23 protein-coding genes and 2 tRNA genes are annotated in these 18,317 nt (G+C 68.4%); 13 read left to right on the top strand and 12 right to left on the bottom strand.

The genetic code is table 11. The features are described from left to right. The first annotated feature begins 50 nt into the window (after positions 1-50). Positions 51-608 (top strand): carboxymuconolactone decarboxylase family protein, encoded by a 558-nt coding sequence (locus tag ABZX92_RS01635; protein ID WP_355552361.1) that lies wholly within the window; start codon positions 51-53, stop codon positions 606-608. A gap of 5 nt (positions 609-613) precedes the next feature. Further along, a complete protein-coding gene (locus ABZX92_RS01630) occupies positions 614-1,426 on the top strand; it encodes a class I SAM-dependent methyltransferase (protein ID WP_355552358.1) in 813 nt (270 codons plus the stop codon). A 1-nt stretch (position 1,427) separates the two neighbouring features. On the opposite strand, the gene ABZX92_RS01625 is transcribed toward ABZX92_RS01630, so the two are convergent. Next, the gene (locus ABZX92_RS01625) at positions 1,428-2,057 is read right to left on the bottom strand and encodes a dioxygenase (RefSeq protein ID WP_355552355.1); all 630 of its coding nucleotides are present in this window, start codon (positions 2,055-2,057) and stop codon (positions 1,428-1,430) included. Positions 2,058-2,143: 86 nt separating this feature from the next. Beyond that, positions 2,144-3,028, bottom strand: a complete 885-nt coding sequence (locus tag ABZX92_RS01620) for a sigma-70 family RNA polymerase sigma factor (RefSeq protein WP_355552352.1) — start codon at positions 3,026-3,028, stop codon at positions 2,144-2,146. 88 nt (positions 3,029-3,116) lie between these two features. Between ABZX92_RS01620 and dnaG the strand changes: the two genes are divergently transcribed. The 3 genes from dnaG to ABZX92_RS01605 are packed head-to-tail and all read left to right on the top strand — an operon-like array spanning position 3,117 to position 6,262. Then, complete coding sequence (gene dnaG / locus ABZX92_RS01615) at positions 3,117-5,006, top strand: DNA primase (RefSeq protein ID WP_355552349.1); 1,890 nt, start codon at positions 3,117-3,119, stop codon at positions 5,004-5,006. Next, positions 5,006-5,497 (top strand): hypothetical protein, encoded by a 492-nt coding sequence (locus ABZX92_RS01610; protein ID WP_355552346.1) that lies wholly within the window; start codon positions 5,006-5,008, stop codon positions 5,495-5,497. Before dnaG ends, ABZX92_RS01610 begins: the two co-directional genes overlap by 1 nt. 24 nt (positions 5,498-5,521) lie before the next feature. Continuing rightward, positions 5,522-6,262, top strand: a complete 741-nt coding sequence (locus ABZX92_RS01605; RefSeq protein ID WP_355552343.1) for a trans-aconitate 2-methyltransferase — start codon at positions 5,522-5,524, stop codon at positions 6,260-6,262. 6 nt (positions 6,263-6,268) lie between these two features. On the opposite strand, the gene ABZX92_RS01600 is transcribed toward ABZX92_RS01605, so the two are convergent. Further along, positions 6,269-6,538: a hypothetical protein gene (locus ABZX92_RS01600; protein ID WP_355552340.1), complete on the bottom strand. Its 270-nt coding sequence runs from the start codon at positions 6,536-6,538 to the stop codon at positions 6,269-6,271. A gap of 142 nt (positions 6,539-6,680) precedes the next feature. Between ABZX92_RS01600 and ABZX92_RS01595 the strand changes: the two genes are divergently transcribed. Further along, positions 6,681-6,753 (top strand) — tRNA-Asn (locus ABZX92_RS01595). A gap of 71 nt (positions 6,754-6,824) precedes the next feature. Then, positions 6,825-7,682, top strand: a complete 858-nt coding sequence (locus tag ABZX92_RS01590) for an oxygenase MpaB family protein (protein ID WP_355552337.1) — start codon at positions 6,825-6,827, stop codon at positions 7,680-7,682. Here ABZX92_RS01590 and ABZX92_RS01585 read toward each other — a convergent pair. Then, a complete protein-coding gene (locus ABZX92_RS01585; RefSeq protein ID WP_355552334.1) occupies positions 7,637-8,098 on the bottom strand; it encodes a GNAT family N-acetyltransferase in 462 nt (153 codons plus the stop codon). The genes ABZX92_RS01590 and ABZX92_RS01585 overlap by 46 nt on opposite strands. Before the next feature lie 108 nt (positions 8,099-8,206). Here ABZX92_RS01585 and ABZX92_RS01580 point away from each other — a divergent pair. Together ABZX92_RS01580 and ABZX92_RS01575 are read left to right on the top strand one after the other, a co-directional pair. Further along, positions 8,207-8,284, top strand: a tRNA-Ile gene (locus ABZX92_RS01580). 52 nt (positions 8,285-8,336) lie between these two features. After that, on the top strand, positions 8,337-9,110 hold the full coding sequence (locus ABZX92_RS01575; RefSeq protein WP_355552331.1) for a hypothetical protein: 774 nt from the start codon (positions 8,337-8,339) through the stop codon (positions 9,108-9,110). Between the two features lie 132 nt (positions 9,111-9,242). Here ABZX92_RS01575 and ABZX92_RS01570 read toward each other — a convergent pair whose 3' ends face one another. Beyond that, positions 9,243-9,806 carry a helix-turn-helix domain-containing protein gene (locus ABZX92_RS01570; RefSeq protein ID WP_355552328.1) on the bottom strand — a complete coding sequence of 188 codons (564 nt, stop codon included), beginning with the start codon at positions 9,804-9,806 and terminating at the stop codon, positions 9,243-9,245. A 108-nt stretch (positions 9,807-9,914) separates the two neighbouring features. Here ABZX92_RS01570 and ABZX92_RS01565 point away from each other — a divergent pair, with 108 nt between their 5' ends. Beyond that, positions 9,915-10,616 (top strand): SDR family NAD(P)-dependent oxidoreductase, encoded by a 702-nt coding sequence (locus ABZX92_RS01565; RefSeq protein WP_355552326.1) that lies wholly within the window; start codon positions 9,915-9,917, stop codon positions 10,614-10,616. Here the strand turns inward: ABZX92_RS01565 and ABZX92_RS01560 are convergent. Next, complete coding sequence (locus ABZX92_RS01560) at positions 10,613-11,344, bottom strand: helix-turn-helix transcriptional regulator (RefSeq protein WP_355552323.1); 732 nt, start codon at positions 11,342-11,344, stop codon at positions 10,613-10,615. The genes ABZX92_RS01565 and ABZX92_RS01560 overlap by 4 nt on opposite strands. 53 nt (positions 11,345-11,397) lie before the next feature. Here ABZX92_RS01560 and ABZX92_RS01555 point away from each other — a divergent pair, with 53 nt between their 5' ends. Both ABZX92_RS01555 and ABZX92_RS01550 read left to right on the top strand, forming a co-directional pair. Further along, positions 11,398-12,537, top strand: a complete 1,140-nt coding sequence (locus tag ABZX92_RS01555; protein WP_355552320.1) for an MFS transporter — start codon at positions 11,398-11,400, stop codon at positions 12,535-12,537. Positions 12,538-12,552: 15 nt separating this feature from the next. Next, the gene (locus tag ABZX92_RS01550; protein ID WP_355552317.1) at positions 12,553-13,422 is read left to right on the top strand and encodes an exodeoxyribonuclease III; all 870 of its coding nucleotides are present in this window, start codon (positions 12,553-12,555) and stop codon (positions 13,420-13,422) included. A gap of 3 nt (positions 13,423-13,425) precedes the next feature. On the opposite strand, the gene ABZX92_RS01545 is transcribed toward ABZX92_RS01550, so the two are convergent. The 5 genes from ABZX92_RS01545 to ABZX92_RS01525 all read right to left on the bottom strand — a co-directional run bounded on the left by ABZX92_RS01545 (position 13,426) and on the right by ABZX92_RS01525 (position 16,883). Next, positions 13,426-14,766: a HAMP domain-containing sensor histidine kinase gene (locus tag ABZX92_RS01545; protein ID WP_355552314.1), complete on the bottom strand. Its 1,341-nt coding sequence runs from the start codon at positions 14,764-14,766 to the stop codon at positions 13,426-13,428. Then, a complete protein-coding gene (locus tag ABZX92_RS01540) occupies positions 14,763-15,434 on the bottom strand; it encodes a response regulator transcription factor (protein ID WP_355552311.1) in 672 nt (223 codons plus the stop codon). The genes ABZX92_RS01545 and ABZX92_RS01540 overlap by 4 nt, the downstream gene beginning before the upstream one ends. 4 nt (positions 15,435-15,438) lie before the next feature. Then, positions 15,439-15,570 carry a hypothetical protein gene (locus tag ABZX92_RS01535; protein WP_355552308.1) on the bottom strand — a complete coding sequence of 44 codons (132 nt, stop codon included), beginning with the start codon at positions 15,568-15,570 and terminating at the stop codon, positions 15,439-15,441. A gap of 11 nt (positions 15,571-15,581) precedes the next feature. Beyond that, positions 15,582-15,944 (bottom strand): hypothetical protein, encoded by a 363-nt coding sequence (locus ABZX92_RS01530; RefSeq protein WP_355552305.1) that lies wholly within the window; start codon positions 15,942-15,944, stop codon positions 15,582-15,584. A gap of 66 nt (positions 15,945-16,010) precedes the next feature. Continuing rightward, positions 16,011-16,883 carry a hypothetical protein gene (locus tag ABZX92_RS01525; RefSeq protein WP_355552302.1) on the bottom strand — a complete coding sequence of 291 codons (873 nt, stop codon included), beginning with the start codon at positions 16,881-16,883 and terminating at the stop codon, positions 16,011-16,013. A gap of 160 nt (positions 16,884-17,043) precedes the next feature. On the opposite strand from ABZX92_RS01525, the gene ABZX92_RS01520 reads away from it, so the two are divergent. Further along, entirely contained in the window at positions 17,044-17,403 is a 360-nt protein-coding gene (locus tag ABZX92_RS01520; RefSeq protein WP_355552299.1) for a hypothetical protein, read from the top strand. 40 nt (positions 17,404-17,443) lie between these two features. Here the strand turns inward: ABZX92_RS01520 and ABZX92_RS01515 are convergent, their stop codons facing one another. Next, the gene (locus tag ABZX92_RS01515) at positions 17,444-18,223 is read right to left on the bottom strand and encodes a hypothetical protein (RefSeq protein WP_355552296.1); all 780 of its coding nucleotides are present in this window, start codon (positions 18,221-18,223) and stop codon (positions 17,444-17,446) included. Positions 18,224-18,317 lie beyond the last annotated feature (94 nt).

Here is an 18,317-nt window from a genome sequence, read left to right as displayed (position 1 = left end):
CCAGTCACCCAAAGGTGTCACATTCTGGAGCGCGCCCTCGTCCAGTGAGCATGACGAGGATCAAGGGAGTCACCAAGAAGCACGCGGGCCTGCTCACCAAGGCCGTCTACTGGTTCGCGCGGCGGGAGTTCGGCGCGGTGCCCGAGCCGGTCACGGTCATGGCGCACCACCCGAAGCTGCTGATCGCGAGCGGACGCCACGAGCTGGCGGTCAAGAAGGCTGTCCACGGGCCGTTGTTCGAGCTCTGCGTCTACCGGACGGCCGTGAAGCTAGGCTGCTCGTGGTGCGTCGACTTCGGCGCGATGCTCATGAAGCACGGAGGCCTGGACATCGAGCGGTTGAAGCACATCGACTCGTATGCCACCTCACCGCTGTTCACCGACATCGAACGCAAGGCGCTCGCATACGCCGACGCGATCACGGACACGCCCGTCAGCGTCACGGACGTGCAGGTCGCGGAACTGGAGAAGCTGCTGGGGCGCAAGCAACTCGTCGCGCTGACCTACCAGATCGCGCTGGAGAACCAGCGGGCTCGGTTCAACAGCGCGTTCGGAATCAAGGACCAGGGATTCACCAGCGGCGACGCCTGCCGGGTTCCGGCACACTAGGCGGGGTGGAGAAGATCACCCTGACGGGTGCCCAGGAGACCATGCTCGCCACGCTGTACGGCCGGGCGGTCGACAGCGAGCGGGCCGTCTCCGTGCTGCACGACGACGAGGCGAAGCGCGCGGTCGACCGCATCGACTACGACTTCGCGAAGACCGGGATGAACCTGACGAGCGCGGTCGGTGTCGCCATCCGCGCCAGGGTTCTCGACGACTGGACCCGCGAGTTCCTGCAGCGCAACCCGACCGCGACGGTGCTGCACCTCGCGTGTGGGCTGGACACGCGCGCGCACCGCATCGAACGGCCGGACACCGTGCGGTGGGTCGACGTCGACATGCCGGACGTCGTCGCGTTGCGGCACAAGCTCTTGCCCGAACCGACCGGCGACTACCAGCTCGTGGCGTCGTCCGTGACGGAGGACGCGTGGCTCGACGCGATCCCCGCCGATCGGCCGACCGTGGCCGTGTTCGAGGGCCTCTCGATGTACCTCACACAAGAAGAAGGCCACGCGCTGATCCGCCGGATCACCACCAGGTTCACCACGGGCGAGCTGCTGTTCGACGTCTACGGCTCGTGGGGGATCAAGCTGCAGAAGCTCGTTCCGGCTGTGCGCAACGCCGGCGCGACGCTGCACTGGGGCGTGGACGACCCGCGCGAGATCGAGGCACTGCGCCCCGGACTGACCACTGTGGACGCCTGGCGCAGTGTGGACCTGCCGCACCTGGACGCGTTGCCCAGGTCCGGCAGGATCCAGATGAAGGTCGTCAGCGCGATCCCGAAGTTGCGGGACGTCGGGAAGGTGCTGCGCCTTCGCTGGTAGGTCAGTCGAGCACGAAGTCGAACTTGGCGGTGTAGCGGTTGCCGACGAGCGGGCTGAGCGCGACCGTGCACTCGCGGTTGATGAAGCCGTCGCGCCGGTTCAGCGCGGCCACGTTCATCCCGTACGCCTGGAGGTTGTCCGGGAAGAACAGCTGCGTGGTGAGGATCGGGCCGTTCGCCGCCTGCACCTTGACGTGGATGTGCGGCGTGCGGCCCGGATAGTCCTTGGGCACCACGGTTTCCAGCACGTACGCGCCGGACGCGTTGGTGAACTGGTGGCCGCGCATCTTGAACGCGGGACTGCTGTTGTCGTACACACCCCTGTCGTCCGCCTGCCAGAAGTCCAGCAGGGCGTGCGGGATGGGGGCGCACTTCGCCGTGTAGACGAACCCGGTCAGGCTCAGCACGACCCCGGTGACGCCGGTGGTGCGCAGGTTCGTGCGTTCCGGGGAGTTGCGCTTGAAGTAGGGACCTTCGATGTTCGACGGGGTGTCGTCGTCATCGACGCAGGTCGGCGTGAGGGGGAGAGGGGCGCTGCGGGCGACGGTGGTACCCGCGGCGGTCAGCGCGATGGCCGCCGCCGCACTCGTCGCCATGAACGTCCGGCGGGTGGGCTTGTCCAGTTCGGGCATGGGCGTACTCCGGTGGTTGCAACCCGCGGCAGGGGGGCTTGGGCCGTGACCAACGGCAAAACGTTAGCGCCGAAACGATCCCGGACCTAGTTACGGTCCAGACCAAAGTCGACGTGCGTGAGCTTGTCCGGGTTCGCGATGTCGTAGACCGCGGCGACCTTGCCGTCGTGCACGGCGAACGTCGTGACGCGGGCCGCCACGTCCCCCTGTGCGGGGAAAACGATGCCGAGGTCGCCGTTGACCAGCACGGGCCGCATCTCGGGGAGGTCGCTCTCGAAGCCGTACTTGCGCAGCAGGCCGAAGAAGAAGCGGGCGATCTTCTCGGCACCGGAGACCGTGTTGACCGCGGTGCGCACCTTGCCGCCGCCGTCGCCGACCATCACCGCGTCCGGGTGCAACAGGCTCATCACGGCGTCGATGTCGCCGCTCGACATGGCCTGGAGGAACTTCTCCAGCACCTCCTGCTGCTCCGCCAGTGCCGCGCGGGGCGGTGGCTCGGCGCCCGCGACGGCCTTGCGCGCCCGGGACGCGTGCTGCCGCGCCGAGGCCTCCGAGACACCCAGTGCGTCCGCGATCTCGTTGAACGGCAAGGAGAACGCGTCGTGCAGCACGAACGCCACGCGCTGCTCGGGGGTGAGCTTGTCCAGCACGACCAGCGCCGCCATGCGCACGCCGTCCGACTGCACCACGGACGCCAACGGGTCGTCGGCCTCGGTGGTGGTGAGCAACGGCTCCGGCAGCCATGAGCCCACGTAGGTCTCCCGGCGCACGGCCGCGGACCGCAGCCGGTCGAGGCAGATGCGGCTGACGACCGTGGTGAGCCAGGCGCGGTCCTCCTTGACGCCCTCGGCCGTCGAGTAGCGCAGCCACGCCTCCTGCACGGCGTCCTCGGCGTCGGCGACGCTGCCGGTCAGCCGGTACGCGACGCCGATCAGGTGGCTGCGGAGGTCGCTGAAAACGCTGGAGCTCACCCCCGCAGTCTGACAGGGAACGACCGGAGGCCGCGGGTGCCCGGGAGTGGAGGAACGGACCGGCGGCGTCAGCGCATAGACTCGGGGTGTGGCAGGACGCATCAGGGAAAGCGACATCGCGTTGGTGCGTGAGCGCAGCCGCATCGACGAGGTCGTCGGCGACCAGGTCTCGCTGAAGCGGGCCGGCGGTGGGGCGCTCAAGGGGCTTTGTCCCTTCCACGACGAGAAGACCCCGTCGTTCAACGTCCGCCCCTCGCACGGCACGTTCCACTGCTTCGGCTGCGGCGAGGGCGGCGACGTGATCGCCTTCGTGATGAAGGTTGAGCACCTGTCGTTCGTGGAGGCCGTCGAGCGGCTCGCGGACCGGGCGGGCATCCAGCTCGTCTACGAGGGCGGCGGCGCCACGATCCAGCGCGACCGCGGCACCCGCAGCAGGCTCATCGAGGCGCACAAGGCCGCGGCCGAGTACTACGCGGAGCAGCTCGCGACGCCGGAGGCGCAGCAGGCGCGCGAGTTCCTGGCCGAGCGCGGGTTCGACGAGGCGGCGGCGCGCCAGTTCGGCTGCGGCTTCGCGCCCGGCGGCTGGGACAAGCTGACGAAACACCTGCTGGGGCGCGGTTTCGAGCTGCCGGAGCTGATCAAGTCCCAGCTGGTCAAGGAGGGCAAGCAGGGGCCGATCGACCGGTTCCACCGGCGGCTGCTGTGGCCCATCAAGGAGATCAGCGGCGACGTCGTGGGCTTCGGTGCGCGGCGGATCTTCGACGACGACCCGATCCAGGCGAAGTACCTCAACACCAGCGAGTCGATGATCTACAAGAAGTCGCAGGTGCTGTTCGGGCTCGACCAGGCCAAGCGGGAGATCGCGAAGCGCAAGCAGGCGGTCATCGTCGAGGGCTACACCGACGTGATGGCGATGCACCTGGCCGGCGTGCCGACGGCGGTCGCGTCGTGCGGCACGGCGTTCGGCACCGACCACATGAACGTGCTGCGCAGGCTGCTGATCGACGACGACGTGAACGGCGAGGTCATCTTCACCTTCGACGGCGACGAGGCGGGCCAGAAGGCCGCGCTGAAGGCCTTCGAGGGGGAGCAGCAGTTCTCCGCGCAGACCTACATCGCGGTCGCGCCGGACGGCATGGACCCGTGCGAACTGCGGCAGGCCAAGGGCGACGTCGCGGTGCGCGACCTGGTGGCGCGGCGCACGCCGCTGATCGAGTTCGCGATCAAGGCGCAGCTGCGCGCCTACGACCTCGACTCCGTGGACGGGCGCGTCGAGGCGCTGAAGAAGATGGTGCCGTTCGTCGCGCAGATCAAGGACCGCGCGAAGCGGGACGGCTACGCGACGCGCCTGGCCTGGTGGGTGGGCTGGGACGACGAGGCGATGGTCGTGCGGCGGGTGCGCCAGGTCGCCGGCGGCAGGGGGCCCGCGGTGGCCGCTCAGCGCGCCGACCCGAACCAGATCGCGCTCGGCGTCGAGGTCGACGGACCGCCGCGGCCGAACCCGCGCGACATCTCGCTGTCGCCGGAACGCGAGGTGCTCAAGGTGGCGTTGCGGCTGCCCGAGTACGCCGGGCCGCTGTACGACTCGCTGCCGGAGGAGGCCTTCACGCACCCCGCGTACATGGCGCTGCACCGGGCGATCCGCGACGCCGGTGGTGCGTCGTCGGGGCTCGCGGGCACGGCGTACCTGGACGCGATCTCGCAGGCTTGTACGCACGCGTCGGTGAAGTCGGTGCTGACCGAGCTCGCCGTGGAACCGTTGACGGTCAAGCAGGACGACGAGTTCCGGTACGTGTCGATGGTGATCGCGCGGCTGCAGGCGGTGCAGGTCGGCAAGCAGATCGAGGACGTGAAGTCGCGGCTGCGCAGGCTGTCGCCGATCAAGGACGCCGACGAGTACCGGGCGCTGTGGGGTGACCTGGCGGCGCTGGAGGAGTACCGCAAGGGCCTCCTGCAGCAGAGCGCTGGAGTGCTGTAGTGGGGTTGTTCAGCCGTTTGTTCGGCTCCGGTGCGCCGGACGGGTTCACCGGGTCGCTGGAGCCGGACGAGACGGTGATCGCTTCGGCTCCCGTGCGGGACGGGCACCTCGTGGTCACCTCGCTCGGGTTGTGGGTCCCAGGGCCTCGGCGGATCGGGTGGCACCTGATCAGCAAGGTGAAGTGGGAAGGCGCTTTGCGGGTGGTGGAGGCGCGGGAGGCTGGGACCGAGGGCACTGTCGTGCTCCTGGAAGATCTTCCCGCGATGAGGTTCACCGTTGCCGAGCCCAGTCGTGTGCTGCGGGGGATCAGCCAGCGCGTGGAGGGGTCGATCCGGCACCGCGAGCGCGTCGAGTCGCCAGGGGTGTGGATTCTGCAGCGCAAGATCCCCGGCCAGGACGGGTTCGTGTGGCAGGCGCGTGGCGACGCCGGGGTGTCGCTGGATGCTGTGCGGGCGGCCGTTTCCGCGTTCGCTTCAAGGCTTGCGGGCTAGCAGTACGCGTGTACTGTTAGCCGTATGTGGGATCCGGCGCAGTACCTGGCCTTCGCCGATCACCGGGCGCGGCCGTTCTACGAGCTGGTGGCACGCGTAGGGGCTTCAGCGCCTCGTCGCGTGGTCGATGTGGGCTGTGGGCCCGGGAATCTGACTCGGTCGCTGTCCTCGCGGTGGCCTGCCGCGGTGGTGGAGGCGTTCGACTCTTCTCCGGAGATGGTCGAGGCCGCTCGTGCCGCGGGTGTGGATGCGCGTGTGGACGACGTTTCGTCATGGGAACCGTTGCCGGACACCGATGTCGTGGTGTCCAACGCTGTTCTGCAGTGGGTTCCGTCGCATCCCTCGGTCGTGGAGAAGTGGGCTGCCGCGCTGCCTTCCGGTGCGTGGCTGGCGTTCCAGGTGCCCGGCAACTACGGGGATTCATCCCATCGGCTGATTCGCGAAGTCGCCGGGTCGGCGCTGGAGCACGTGTTCCGGGCCGAGAAGCCCGTGCTGGACCCGGTGGAGTACGCCGAGCTGCTGGCCGGCTGCTCCTCCGTGGACGTGTGGGAAACCACGTACGTGCAGCGGCTCGCCGGGCCCGACCCCGTGCTGGAATGGGTCTCTGGCACGGCTTTGCGGCCGGTGCGCGCGGCACTGTCCTCATCGGACTGGGACGCGTACGTGGCGGAGCTGGCGCCGCGGCTGCGCGAGGCCTACCCGCGGCGGGCCGACGGCACGACGTGGTTCCCCTTCAGGCGGATCTTCGCAGTCGCCCAGGTGTGAAGATGATCACGTCCGCGGGGTGACCGGACGCCCGTTGGCCTCTTCCTCGTGGCGCCACGGAGCCTTCTCGGCGGCCTTCCCCGCAGCGTCCGCCGCGAGGTCTTTTGCCTGGTGAGCGGCCTCGAACGCCTTGTCCTTGGCCTGGCTCGCCGTCCTGCGGACAGTGGGGTTGGTGGTGAAGCGGTGCCACAGGCGCACGATCTGGTCGTAGCGGTTCCGCCCGGCCTTGGCGCCGAGCACGTAGCCGACCGCCATGCCGACCAAGATGCCCTTCATGGGGTCTCCTCTCACATCGTGGCTGGTCACAGGCCATCTTGCCGCAAACCGGGGGGTCCTTGCAGAACCCGTTTTGAGGCTCATGTAGAGTTACCCACTGTCAGGAGGAACCAAGCCTGACGGGCAAGACACAACAGAACATTCCCCCATAGCTCAATTGGCAGAGCATGCGACTGTTAATCGCAGGGTTACTGGTTCGAGTCCAGTTGGGGGAGCTCAGCCACTAGGCCCCAGTCATCCGACTGGGGCCTAGTGCTTTGTGGGCGCTTCGGTCAGCTTGGACTTCATGGCCCGCTTCGCGAACCTCCGCCGCATCTCGTCGTTGGACCCCGTCGCCGACCACGAGGAGATCATGCGGATCTCGGCGGGCCTGGAGTTCCCGTGGGACTACCAGAAGTCGCTGGAGCTGGCGCTGTTCCGCACCTACTGCGTGCCGTCGATCTCGGGCCTGCTGGAGCGCACCGGCGAGTTCGAACGCCGCCCGCAGAAGCGCTACGACGACACCGCCGTGCTGATGGCCGAGCTCGTCGAACACGGCTACGACTCACCGCGCGGCCGGGAAGCCCTGCGCGTGGTGAACCGGCAGCACGGCCGTTACCCGATCTCCAACGACGACATGCTCTACGTGCTGTCGACGTTCGTCTTCGACCCCATCGACTGGCTGCTGCGCTACGGCTGGCGGCCGCTGACGGTGTCCGAGCAGCTGGCGGCGTTCCACTTCTACCGCGCGGTCGGGTGCCGGATGGGGATCAGGGACATTCCCAGCGACTTCGGTGCTTTCCGTGCTTTCAAAGAGGCTTACGAGGCCTCGAACTTCGTGTTCGCCCCGTCGAACCGCCGGATCGGGCAGTACACGCTCGACCTGTTCTGCTCCTGGTACCCGTCGGCGCTGTCGCCGTTCGTCTCGCGAGCCGTGGTCGGCATGCTGGACCCTTTGATGGTCCGGGCGTTCGGGTTCACCGCCCCGCCTGGTTTCGTGGGTGTGCTGGGCCGGCTGGCGTTGCGGGTGCGGGCGTTGGTGGTGCGGAGGATGCCGGTGCGCAAGGCTTTGAAGCTCACGCGCGCACGGAACCGCACCTATCCCGGCTACCCGGACGGCTACCGCCCGTCCGACCTCGGCGCGATCTCCAGCACCGCGCGCTGACCGTTGAGCGCGAAACCCATGGCCTTCAGGAACTCCTGGCCGGGCTGGAAGTCGTCGAGCCGCACGTGGAAGTGCGTGATGGCGGGGTAGCGCTCCGTGACGGCCCTGACCATCTCCCGGCCGATGCCCCACCGCCGCAGATCCTTGGGCACCAGGAAGAACCCGATGCTCGCGTGGCCTTTCCGGGGGTGGTCGAGCACGAGGTCCACGAACCCGATCATGCCCTGCGCCTCCGCGACGAGCAGGTGCTTCTGCTCGTCGACGGCCCCCTCCGGCAACGCGTAGAAGAGGCTCTGCACGTCACCGGGCCCGGACGGATGCCCAGTGGCAGCCTGGAACCAGTCATCGCAGTCGGCGAACAGCCGCAGCACCTCGGGCTCGTCCGCCGGGGTGAAGTCGCGGAGGGTCAAACGCACGCGTGCAGCCTATGTGTCGCTCGCCACGGGGGTGCGCAAGGGCCGTTCGGGCTGATCGGTATCCTCCACCACGCAGCGTGAGCCGGGGTGTGGGTCCGCCGCTGCGAGGGGGCAGTAGCTCAACCGGTCAGAGCAGCAGACTCATAATCTGTCAGGTTGTCGGTTCGAATCCGACCTGCCCCACCATTCTGACCAGCATGAACAGCTCGCCTCAAGATCTGCCGGTGATCATCTGTCCATGTTGAAGACCTCCGGACGCGGCAACTCGCTCCGGTTCGCGTCGCTCGTCCAGCTTGCCGGTGTGCGGATGTTCCTCGCGCCGGACAAGGTGGGCGGTCTTTACGCCTTACGTCGAAACCTTCGAGCAACTCATGACCGTCGCGCTGTCAGTTGCCGTGACGACGGTATGGATCGCCAAGTTCGCACAGCTCTTTTCTTGACTGCTGCTCAAGGCATCGGCTGCGGCATCAGGGTTCTCAGCAGGCGATCATGGCCGAACACGGCTAACCTTCCCGCGCCCGATGCTGGGAAAGCTGGCGTGTGGAGATTGGATGTGGTGCGGATGCGTCCCCGTCTTAGTCGAACCTTTGCGACTGTTTCAGCGGTCGTTCTTGCTGCGGTCGCTGGGTTGGTACCTGCTGTCGCCGCCCCGACCCCGGCCCCGGCCCCGGCAGCCCTGGCGCTCGACGTTGCGGCGAAGATCCGCTTTCCCGTTTCGAGGAGTAATATCAAGCAATTCGCCGCGTTCACCATCCGAGTCAAGTACAGAGGTGTGCCACTCGATCCGCGGGTAGCGGTCCAGAGGATCATCACCTATTTCGAGCCGCTCGACCCCACCAAGGTGGACCTCACACTTCCGCTTGGTCCGCTCGACTCCTCCGGTGAGGGGAGGGTGCTCGTCGAGAAGGGTCTGCCGAGAGGGAACTACCGGATTTGCACATCGAGCGTGCAAAACCCTCTTCAGGTGCCCGGCACCCAGGAAGACTGTGAATACTTCGTTGTCAATATTTGACGTTATCGGTAGAAAATATTGCTCGAATGACCGCGCACGGCGGGACGGAATGCGGAACCACCGACGCCGAACCGGCGGCTCATGAGTTGTCCTGTTTCGGCGTACTCGGGTGCCGGCTCTCGTGGAGTGCCCTCACCGGGTTGGCGTGCGCAGGCCTTCTGCGTAGATCGACAGGAATCGGCGCCACTCCCCGGGCGAGTCCCGGATGACCTGGGCCATCGCCCTCGTCAGCGTCGCCATGTCCGCGATCGAGTAGTCGGCGCGCAGCACACCAGCGTCGATGGCGCGCGCGATCAGCGTCCCCGCGTGGCCCGCGCCCCGATGACAGGCCGAGACGACCTCCGGGGCGTTCGGGAGGTCGCGGGCCAGGACGTCGTTCAGGCCCAGGTCCTCGGCCTGCAGGGCGTAGAGGTCGTCGAGGTAGCCGGCGAACGCGTGCCACGGGTCCGGGTCGGCCATGGCCTTCTCGCCGATGACGTCCAGGGCGGCGAGGCGCTCCGGGAAGATCGCCGCCATGAAGTCCTCGCGCGTCGGGAAGTGCTTGTAGAGCGTGCCGATGCTGACCTCGGCCCGGCGGGCGATGTGCTCCAGAGGGACGTCGAGGCCGCGTTCCGCGAAGAGTTCCTTGGCTGCTGCCAGCAGTTTCTCGCGGTTGCGTGCCGCGTCCGCACGCAGGGGCCTCGACGCGGTGACCATGGCCGGATCCTACTCGGCGGCTAAGTCGAGGGTACCCTCGAATTCTGTGGTAGCGTCGGCGCAGTAAGTCGAGGGTCGCCTCGAATTAGGCGCAGAAGGGTGAAAGCCATGTCTCCCACCGCAGTTGTGCTCGGCGTTGGTCCTGGGCTGGGCATGTCGATCGCGCACCGGTTCGGGCGTGAGGGGTACGAGGTCGTGCTGATCTCGCGGAGCACCGCCCGGCACGCGGGCTACCTGGCCGAGCTCGCGGAGGCCGGCGTCACGGCGCGGGCGTTCGCGGTCGACGTGCAGGACCGGGAGAAGTTGCTGTCCACAATGGACGAGATCGGGGCAGTGGACGTCGTGTACTACGGGCCCGCCGGCGGTGACTTCGACGCCATGCCCGGGGAGATCACGTCGACCACGTCCGACGAGGCGCGGGCCGCGCTGGACTGGGTGTATCCGGCGGTCGACGTCACTCAGCACGTGCTGCCGGGGCTGGTCGAACGCGGCGGCGGGCTGCTGTTCGCCGGTGGGCTGAGCTCGGTGGTGCCGATGCCGATGCTCGGGGCCTTCGCGCTGGGGTCGGCCGCGTTGCGCAACTACGCCGTGACGCTCAACGCGGCGCTCCACGACAAAGGCGTGTACGCGGGGACGTTGACCATCGGCGGCATCATCGAGCGCGGTGACATCCATCGGGTGGTGGAGAACAAGCCCGAGCAGTTCGGGAACCTCGCCGGCCACACGCTGAACCCGGACGACATCGCCGAGACCGCGTGGCAGATGTTCGTCAAGCGGGACCGGGCCGAGGAGGTGTTCAACGTGCTCTAACGGTACGAGCCGGGGGTGTGGCCGAGCGAGCGGCGGAACACGTCGATGAACGCGCTCGCGGTGGCGAACCCGCACCGCTGGGCGACGGAGGTGACCGGGACGCCCTCGGCCAGCAGGCGAAGTGCGTGGTAGAGGCGCAGTTGGGTGCGCCACTGGGGAAACGTCATGCCGAGCTCGTCGCGGAACAGGCGGGTCAGGGTCCGGCCGCTCGCTCCGGCGGCGCGGCCGAGAGCGTCGAGGCCGCGCGAGTCCGAGGGGTCGGCCTCGAGCAACGAGCAGACGGTGGCGAGGCGGGGGTCGCGGGCGGCGGGGACGCGCACCGGTTGTTCGGACGCGGTGTCGAGCTGGTCGAGCAGGACCGCACGCATTCGTTTGGCGGCAGGGGTTTCTCGGTCGGTGAGCGACGTGTAGACGATCAGCAGTTCGCGCAGCAGCGGGGAGACCGCGAGCGCGGAGGGCGACCGGAGCTTCAACGGGTTCTGCGTCAGGCCGAGGAAATGCAGCCTTGTGACGCCGTACGCGCGGTGTGAATGCACTGTGCCAGAAGGAATCCACAGCGCGCGGTGGGCAGGCGCGATCCAGCGCGACGACTCGGTGTGCACGGCTACGACGCCGCGGCTGGCGTAGACGATCTGGTTCTCGTCGTGCCAGTGCGGGGTGACCGTGGCGGCCGCGGCCAGGTCGCGGCTCGTGGTCGGGGCCGCGGGCTGGTGGCGAGTATTCGACATATGTCGGCAGAATAGCGGAATCGCGAAAGGCTCGGCAGCGCCACGATCGGGGCGTGAACCACTCGAAATGGCGGATGACGGTGCTGGTCGCCGGGCACGCCGTGGACGACCTCTACCAAGGTGCCGTCCCCTCCGTCGTCCCGTTCCTCGTCGCCGAACGCTCCTACGGCTACGTCGCGGCGGCCGGCATCACGGTCGCCGCGACGCTGCTGTCGTCGGTCGTGCAACCGTTGTTCGGCATCCTGACCGATCGGCGTGCCATGCCGTGGTTGGTGCCCGTAGGCATGACGGTCGCCGGTGTGGGCATCGGACTGTGCGGGCTCGGCGACTCGTACCTGTTCACGTGGCTAGCGATCGCGTTGTCAGGCCTCGGAGTCGCCGCGTACCACCCGGAGGCCGCGAGGCTCGCCCGCCGTGTGTCCCGCGACGGCCACATCGGCATGAGCTGGTTCGCACTCGGCGGCAACGCGGGGTTCGCGCTCGGGCCGGTGCTCGTCACGCCGGTGCTGGCGTTCGGAGGGCTGCACGCGAGTCCGTTGCTGATGATCCCCGCGCTGCTCGGTGGTGCGTGGACGTTCATGGCGATGAAGGGAGTGCACGGCGTCGCAACGAATGCCACCACACACACGGGCCGTGACGACTGGCGCCAGTTCGGACGGCTGACCATCGTCGTCATCGCGCGCTCGATGGCGACGTTCGGGCTCGCCACGTTCCTCGCGATCTGGGCGGCGCAACGGGTCGGCGGCCTCGTCGCGGGCTCGGCCGCCCTGGTGGTGCTGTTCGGCGTCGGCGCTATCAGCACGTTGCTCGGCGGCGTGCTCGCCGGGCGGTGGGGCCGCATCAAGACCGTGCGCGTGTCGTATGCCGTTGCGGTGCCTGCGGTTGCGGGCGTCGCGTTGGTGCCAGGACCGGCCGTCTACCTGACGATCGCACTCGCCGCCGTGACGCTCTACGTGCCGTTCTCCTTGCACACCACGCTCGGCCAGGACTACCTGCCGAACCGGCTCGGCACCGCGAGCGGCGTCACGCTCGGCCTCGCGGTCAGCGTCGGGGGACTGGCCGCGCCGGTGATCGGGGCGATCGCGAGCGTCTCGACGCTGCAAACCGCCTTGCTGTCCCTTACAGCGCTGCCGGTGATCGCGTGGATCGCGGCACGCGGCCTGAAGCAGCCGAGTCCTTCGATGCGGGCTTGAGTGTCGTTGACTACGGTGGATTGCGTGCGAGTGGCGACGTGGAACGTGAATTCGGTCAAGCAGCGCGTGCCCCGGCTCCTGCCCTGGCTGGACCAGCGGCGGCCCGACGTCGTGTGCCTGCAGGAGACCAAGCTGGCCGACGAGGCCTTCACCGCGCTGCTCGGCCCCGAGCTCGAATCGCGCGGCTACGAGGTCGCGCTGTTCGGCGAACCGCAGTGGAACGGCGTGGCCCTGCTCTCCCGCGTCGGTCTCGCCGACGTCGAGGTCGGGGTCGCCGGAGCGCCGGGATTCCCGCACGTGGAGGCACGCGCCGTGGCCGCGACGTGTGGTGGGGTGCGGGTGCACTCGCTGTACGTGCCCAACGGCCGTGAGCCCGAGTCAGACCACTACAAGTACAAGCTGGAGTGGCTGGCCGCGCTGCGGGACGTGCTGCAGGCCGGCCCCGCGGACGCCCTGGTGTGCGGGGACATCAACATCGCACCCACCGACGCCGACGTGTTCGACCCCGAGGCCTACATCGGGCAGACGCACGTGACCGAACCCGAGCGGGCCGCGTTGCAGGCCATCCAGGCGCTCGGGTTCCACGACGTGGTGCGCGATCGCTGGCCCGGCGAGCGGGTCTTCAGCTACTGGGACTACCGGGCCGGGATGTTCCACCGCGACCTGGGCATGCGGATCGACCTGATCCTGGCCAGCGACAGCATGGCGCCGCGGGTGCAGGCGGCCTGGATCGACCGGCACGCGCGCAAGGGCACCGGGCCCAGCGACCACGCGCCGGTGATCGTGGACCTGGACGAGGCGCCGGACGGGGACATCGGTCCTGTGGTGCCACCGCCGTCGTCGCCGGGCGTCAAGAAGAAGGTCAAGCTTCCGCAGTCCAAGTAGGGCTCATCCAGCCGGATTGTCCATCCGTCGAAGCTGTTGAGTGGCATCTGACGGCTGCGGGAACGTGACGGTGAAGGCCGCGCCGCCCTCGGGCGCCGGTCCCGCCGTGATCGTGCCGCCCATCCGCGTCACCAGGCCGTGCACCAGCGCGAGCCCCACCCCGGTGCCCACCGGGCGCGATTCCTGGTACCGGGCGTGCAGCACGCCGCGCTCGAACGCCACCGGGTAGTCCTCCGGCGCCAGGCCCGGGCCGCCGTCGCGCACTTGCAGCACGGACGACAGGGCGAGCACGACCGGGCTGCCGGCAGGGGTGACGCGCAGGGCGTTCTCCAGCAGGCCGTCGATCACCTGGCGGAGGCGGCGCGCGTCCGCCCAGACCATCGGGGATTCGGTCACGGACAAGGAGAAGGTCACGCCGCGGGCGTTGCAGCGGGCGTGCCAGACCTCGGCGGCCGAGCGGACGACCGGTTCCAGGGCCACGGCGGCCATGTCCAGGCGGAAGTCGTCGGCGCCCAGGCGGGCCAGGTCCAGGAGATCGGTCACCAGGCGGTCCAGCCGGCGCGCCTCGTCGAGGATCACGCCGCCGACAGGAGCTACCTGCGAGCCAACAACAACACCATCGGCCAGGGATTCCGCGAAACCTGTCACGGCGGTCAGCGGTGTGCGGAGTTCGTGGGAGACGGAGAGCAGGAAGTCGCGCTGGCGGGATTCGCTGTGCTGCAAGGCATCGGCCAGCAGGTTCACCGACGTGGCCACCTCGGCCAGCTCCACGGTGCCGACCACCGGGACGCGGAGGTCGCGGCGGCCCGTGCTCATCGAGTGGGCGACTGAGGCCACCCGGCGCAGCGGGCGGGCCAGCACCGAACCCAGGGCCAGGCCCGCCAGGCAGGCCACGGCCAAGCCGATGCCCAGGGCGAACAGGATGTTGCGGATCAGTTTGCGGTAGGTGCCGCTGGTCTCGGTCTCCTGCACGAGGGCGAAACCGCCGGCGCCGGCAGGGCGGGCCTCCACGTTCAGGCGGCCGCTCACGCCGGAGACGGGTGGGCCGCCGACGACGCGCTCGACGTGCACCTCGCGGGCCGCGCGGACGGCGGCTCGGTCGGAGCCGGTCACGTCGCCGGACGCGGAGATGTGGACGATGGCGATGCCTTGGCCCTCAAGGAGTTGTGAGGTGCGGTTGTTCGAGATGGAACCGGACACCACGTCTGCCTGCGAACGGAGGAACTCGCGGCTCACCTGTTGCGAGGTCGTCAAAACGAGCCGGACCGAGACGATGCCGGCGATCAGCACGGCGACGAACGCGACTCCCAGGCACACCAAGGCGATGCGGACACCGAGGTTCATGACGCGTCCGCCGAGTAGCCGACGCCACGAACTGTCCGAATTGGACTCAACGACCCGAACTTCGCGCGCAGCTGGGCGATGTGGACGTCAACAGTGCGAGTACCGGCGACAGAGGCATAACCCCACACGGCGCTCAGCAGCTGCTCTCGCGAGAACACCTGGCGCGGATGCTTCATCAGGTAGGCGAGCAGGCCGAACTCCGTCGAGGTCAGGGAAACCTCGGCAGAACCGGCGAAAGCACGCCGCTCACCGATGTCCACCCGCACCGACCCCACCTGCAGCACCTCGGACACGACACCGGAAGAACGCCGCAGAACCGTGCGCACGCGCAGAGCGAGCTCACGCGGGCTGAACGGCTTGGTGATGTAGTCGTCGGCACCGAGCTCCAACCCGAGCAACCGGTCCACCTCGTCGTCGCGCGCGGTCACGAACAGCACCGGGGTCCAGTCGCCCGCGGCACGCAGCGCGCGGCAGACCTCGATGCCGTTCATGCCCGGCAGTCCGACGTCCAGAACGACGGCCACCGGGGACAACGAACGGACCGCGGCCAGTGCCGCGTCCCCCGAGGACTCGACCTGCACGCCGAACCCGTCGCGCCTCAAGTAGAGCGCGACGAGCTCGGCGATCGCCGGTTCGTCCTCCACGACGAGCACCAGGCCACGTTCCACGCGTTCACCCCGGCTGGTTGATGTCCGACTCGATGCTGTTCAGCGTTGATTCCACATCATCGAGGTCCGACACCGGCGCCTCACCCCGGCACGCCGTCAAGGACAGCAGCAACGCCAGCGCGACGATCCACCTCACTTGGATCCCCTTCACTTGGATCCACAGTGCTCGGCCTTGAACTTCCCGACGCGCTCAGCAGCCTTGCCCAGCTTCACCAGCTGCGCGTCCCGCAGCTTCAGGCGGGCGTCCAGGACGTCCGCGCGCGCCGTGTTGCCGGCCTTGCGCGCGTCCGCGGCCTTCTGCTCGATCCACTTCTTCGAGCCCAGCGTCTCCGGGCCGCCGTTGATCTTGTCGGTCAGCGCCTTCACCCGAGCCTCGACCCGGGGAACTCGGTTGGCGCAGATCTGCTGCACCTTCTCGGGGCTGATCGTGATCGGTTCCTGCGCGGACGCGGTCCCCGCGCCCAACAGCAGCATCCCCGCCACGAGCCCACCGATTCGCGAAATGTTCATGGCAGAACGATGACCGAGCACCATCAGAGCCCAGTCCGCCGAATGTTCGGGTTGTGCAAAGAAACCTCAGCGCAGCGACACCCCACGAGACGCGGCGGCCTGGACCATCGGCCGCATCCGGTCCCACACCCGCTCGGACCGCAACCCCTCGGCCGCGCTCACGGCCTGCATCGCGATCGTCCGGCCCTGGTCGTCGTCCCCGTCCAGGAAATGACACGAGGCCAGCGCGATCAGGCAGAACGTCCAGCTCCGCGCCATCGCCGGCCCGAATCGCTCGATCGCCGACGACAACGCCGGAATCGCGTGCCGGGTGTCGCCGAGCTCGGCGTAGACGGTCCCGATCATCGCCGTCAGGTCGATCTCGTCGTGGAACCGGGCCCAGTCCGGCACGTGCGTCAAGTCCGCACGTGCGAACGAGTCCTGCGCTTTCCCCAGTGCACGCAACGCCTCAGCGGAACGGGCCTGACGCGCGTATGCCCACGCCTCGTTCGAATGCATGATGCTCGACGCCAACGGCGCGAACGCACCCCTCTGGAAATAGGCCAGCGCATCGCCAGGTGCGCCGTGATGGAGGTGCACGCGCCCACGCCGATAAACGATGTTGGTGGTCAGGTCCTCGTCGTGACGCGCGAAGTCCAGCGCACGGTCGAAGTGGTGGTACGCGGCGCCGACCTGACCGCTGTCGAACGACGTCCATCCGGCGAGGTTGTGCAGATCGGCGACGGCCGACAGCAGGCGCGACCGCACGTCGTCCGCAGCCGAAGCCGCCAGCAGCTGCTGAGCCCAGTAGATCCGCACGACGACGGCGTCCCGGCACGACCCTCCGCCGTACTGGTAGTCGACCGACCTCAGTGAACGCGTCTGCGACTCCAGCTGTTCCACATCGCTCATCCCGATGCGGGTGGAGTGCGGTGGAGGGAAGTACGCAGGATCTGCCATGTGGAATACCTCTGCGCCGCGTCGTCTGAATCCGAGCGTAGGACGCGCACGACAGGGTGAGAAGAGGGTTCCGTGCCGAATGGAATTCGGCGCAAGTGGCGATTAGACAGGTATTTTTGCGGGTATACCTGAAGCATCCCGCAGGAGCAAGGTTCTACCTATGAGGCGACGCGCGCACCTGCGGCTGGTGACCTCCTTCGAGGGCGAGGACACGACCCTCACCGCGGTGCTCAGCGCCGAGGACCTGGCTGAGGAACTCGGCCTCGATCCCCACGCCCGAGTCACGTGCGGCCTGCATCGTTGCTGGTTGCACCAGTGCGTCGCCTCGCCGGACCACGTCATCCCCGTCACCGGCCACCGGTGGTGTCGTCCGTGCCGCAGCCCTCTCGAAGTGTTCGTCGACGAGACGACCGCGAGTCTCGTATGCCCGATGTGCGGCACTGGCACCCCAGACACCGCGGCCAATCGTCAGGTCGTGCGCGCCTGCCGCACCAGCATCGCGGCGAGCCACGCCCGATAACGCGCCCAACAAATGCGCTCAGTAGAACGACCCGGAAGCGTTAAGCCTGGTGGGTGAAGACGGCGGCCTCCGGGAGATGGCTCGGGGGCCGCTGGCTGTCCTCCGGCACGTCGAGCAACGCCCAGATGATGTGCCGTCCGCCCCCGGCCGGCGTTTCACCCATGGTGAAGTTGCAGACGGCGATGGACGCGACGTTGCGCCGCATGATGTTCCACTGCCTGAGGTCCAGCCGTGCGGTCGTGCGCACGGCGACGGACATCTTGTCCCCACGCATCCGCAGCAGCAGCGCCAACGGGCTGTCGTCGTCCTCGATGTGCGACACGAGCTCCACAGCCACCTGCGGCGCGACGTCGAGCAACGACTGGACGCCCCACCGTTCGCAGGCGCGCTCGGTGATCCGTTCCGCCACGTGCGGCAGGCATCGGCACGTGGGCAACGCCGCGTCGACCCGGTCCTCGTGCCGCAGCCGCACGACGGCGGCCAGCGCGGCTTGAACCGTGGTGTGCATGGGGATGTGCCGCGGCAGCCCGCGCGCGCCCAGCGTCGACCGCAGCTGATGATCACTGACGACCAGGCTCAGCGAGATGCCCGGCCAGCGCGCCGCGGACAGCCACACGACGTCGAACACCACGAGCAGCGCGGGCGACTCGGCGACGAGGCCGTCGAGCTCCACCACGACGCCGACGAGCTCCTTGGTGGCGCAGTCGAGAAGCACGTCCTGCACCCGCATGTAGGTGGACCAGTCGAGGCGCCCGCCGAACCGGATGACGAGCACGCCGTTCTGCTCGCGGATGTCCACGCGAAGACCGTCAGCGGTCATGATCCGTCCCTCCCGCAGGCGTCACCCAGTTTTCAAGACTGGAGATGTCACACCAGGAGACCTAGGGGGTAACTACCCGTGTTTCGGCGTTGGT

The sequence above is a fragment of the Lentzea sp. NPDC006480 genome, assembly GCF_040611995.1.
GTDB lineage: Bacteria > Actinomycetota > Actinomycetes > Mycobacteriales > Pseudonocardiaceae > Lentzea.
Note: the sequence above shows the minus strand (reverse complement) of the source record. Positions and strands in the feature narration are given on the sequence as shown.

What these genes read in the sequence shown, in the direction of transcription:
- ABZX92_RS01575 (WP_355552331.1), top strand. Translation starts at nt 8,337, where the DNA reads ATGTTGAAGACCTCCGGACGCGGCAACTCGCTCCGGTTCGCGTCGCTC.
- ABZX92_RS01635 (WP_355552361.1), top strand. Translation starts at nt 51, where the DNA reads ATGACGAGGATCAAGGGAGTCACCAAGAAGCACGCGGGCCTGCTCACC.
- ABZX92_RS01590 (WP_355552337.1), top strand. Translation starts at nt 6,825, where the DNA reads ATGGCCCGCTTCGCGAACCTCCGCCGCATCTCGTCGTTGGACCCCGTC.
- ABZX92_RS01605 (WP_355552343.1), top strand. Translation starts at nt 5,522, where the DNA reads ATGTGGGATCCGGCGCAGTACCTGGCCTTCGCCGATCACCGGGCGCGG.
- ABZX92_RS01565 (WP_355552326.1), top strand. Translation starts at nt 9,915, where the DNA reads ATGTCTCCCACCGCAGTTGTGCTCGGCGTTGGTCCTGGGCTGGGCATG.
- ABZX92_RS01560 (WP_355552323.1), bottom strand. Translation starts at nt 11,344, where the DNA reads ATGTCGAATACTCGCCACCAGCCCGCGGCCCCGACCACGAGCCGCGAC.
- ABZX92_RS01545 (WP_355552314.1), bottom strand. Translation starts at nt 14,766, where the DNA reads ATGAACCTCGGTGTCCGCATCGCCTTGGTGTGCCTGGGAGTCGCGTTC.
- ABZX92_RS01570 (WP_355552328.1), bottom strand. Translation starts at nt 9,806, where the DNA reads ATGGTCACCGCGTCGAGGCCCCTGCGTGCGGACGCGGCACGCAACCGC.
- ABZX92_RS01525 (WP_355552302.1), bottom strand. Translation starts at nt 16,883, where the DNA reads ATGGCAGATCCTGCGTACTTCCCTCCACCGCACTCCACCCGCATCGGG.
- ABZX92_RS01515 (WP_355552296.1), bottom strand. Translation starts at nt 18,223, where the DNA reads ATGACCGCTGACGGTCTTCGCGTGGACATCCGCGAGCAGAACGGCGTG.
- ABZX92_RS01530 (WP_355552305.1), bottom strand. Translation starts at nt 15,944, where the DNA reads ATGAACATTTCGCGAATCGGTGGGCTCGTGGCGGGGATGCTGCTGTTG.
- ABZX92_RS01600 (WP_355552340.1), bottom strand. Translation starts at nt 6,538, where the DNA reads ATGAAGGGCATCTTGGTCGGCATGGCGGTCGGCTACGTGCTCGGCGCC.
- ABZX92_RS01625 (WP_355552355.1), bottom strand. Translation starts at nt 2,057, where the DNA reads ATGCCCGAACTGGACAAGCCCACCCGCCGGACGTTCATGGCGACGAGT.
- ABZX92_RS01520 (WP_355552299.1), top strand. Translation starts at nt 17,044, where the DNA reads ATGAGGCGACGCGCGCACCTGCGGCTGGTGACCTCCTTCGAGGGCGAG.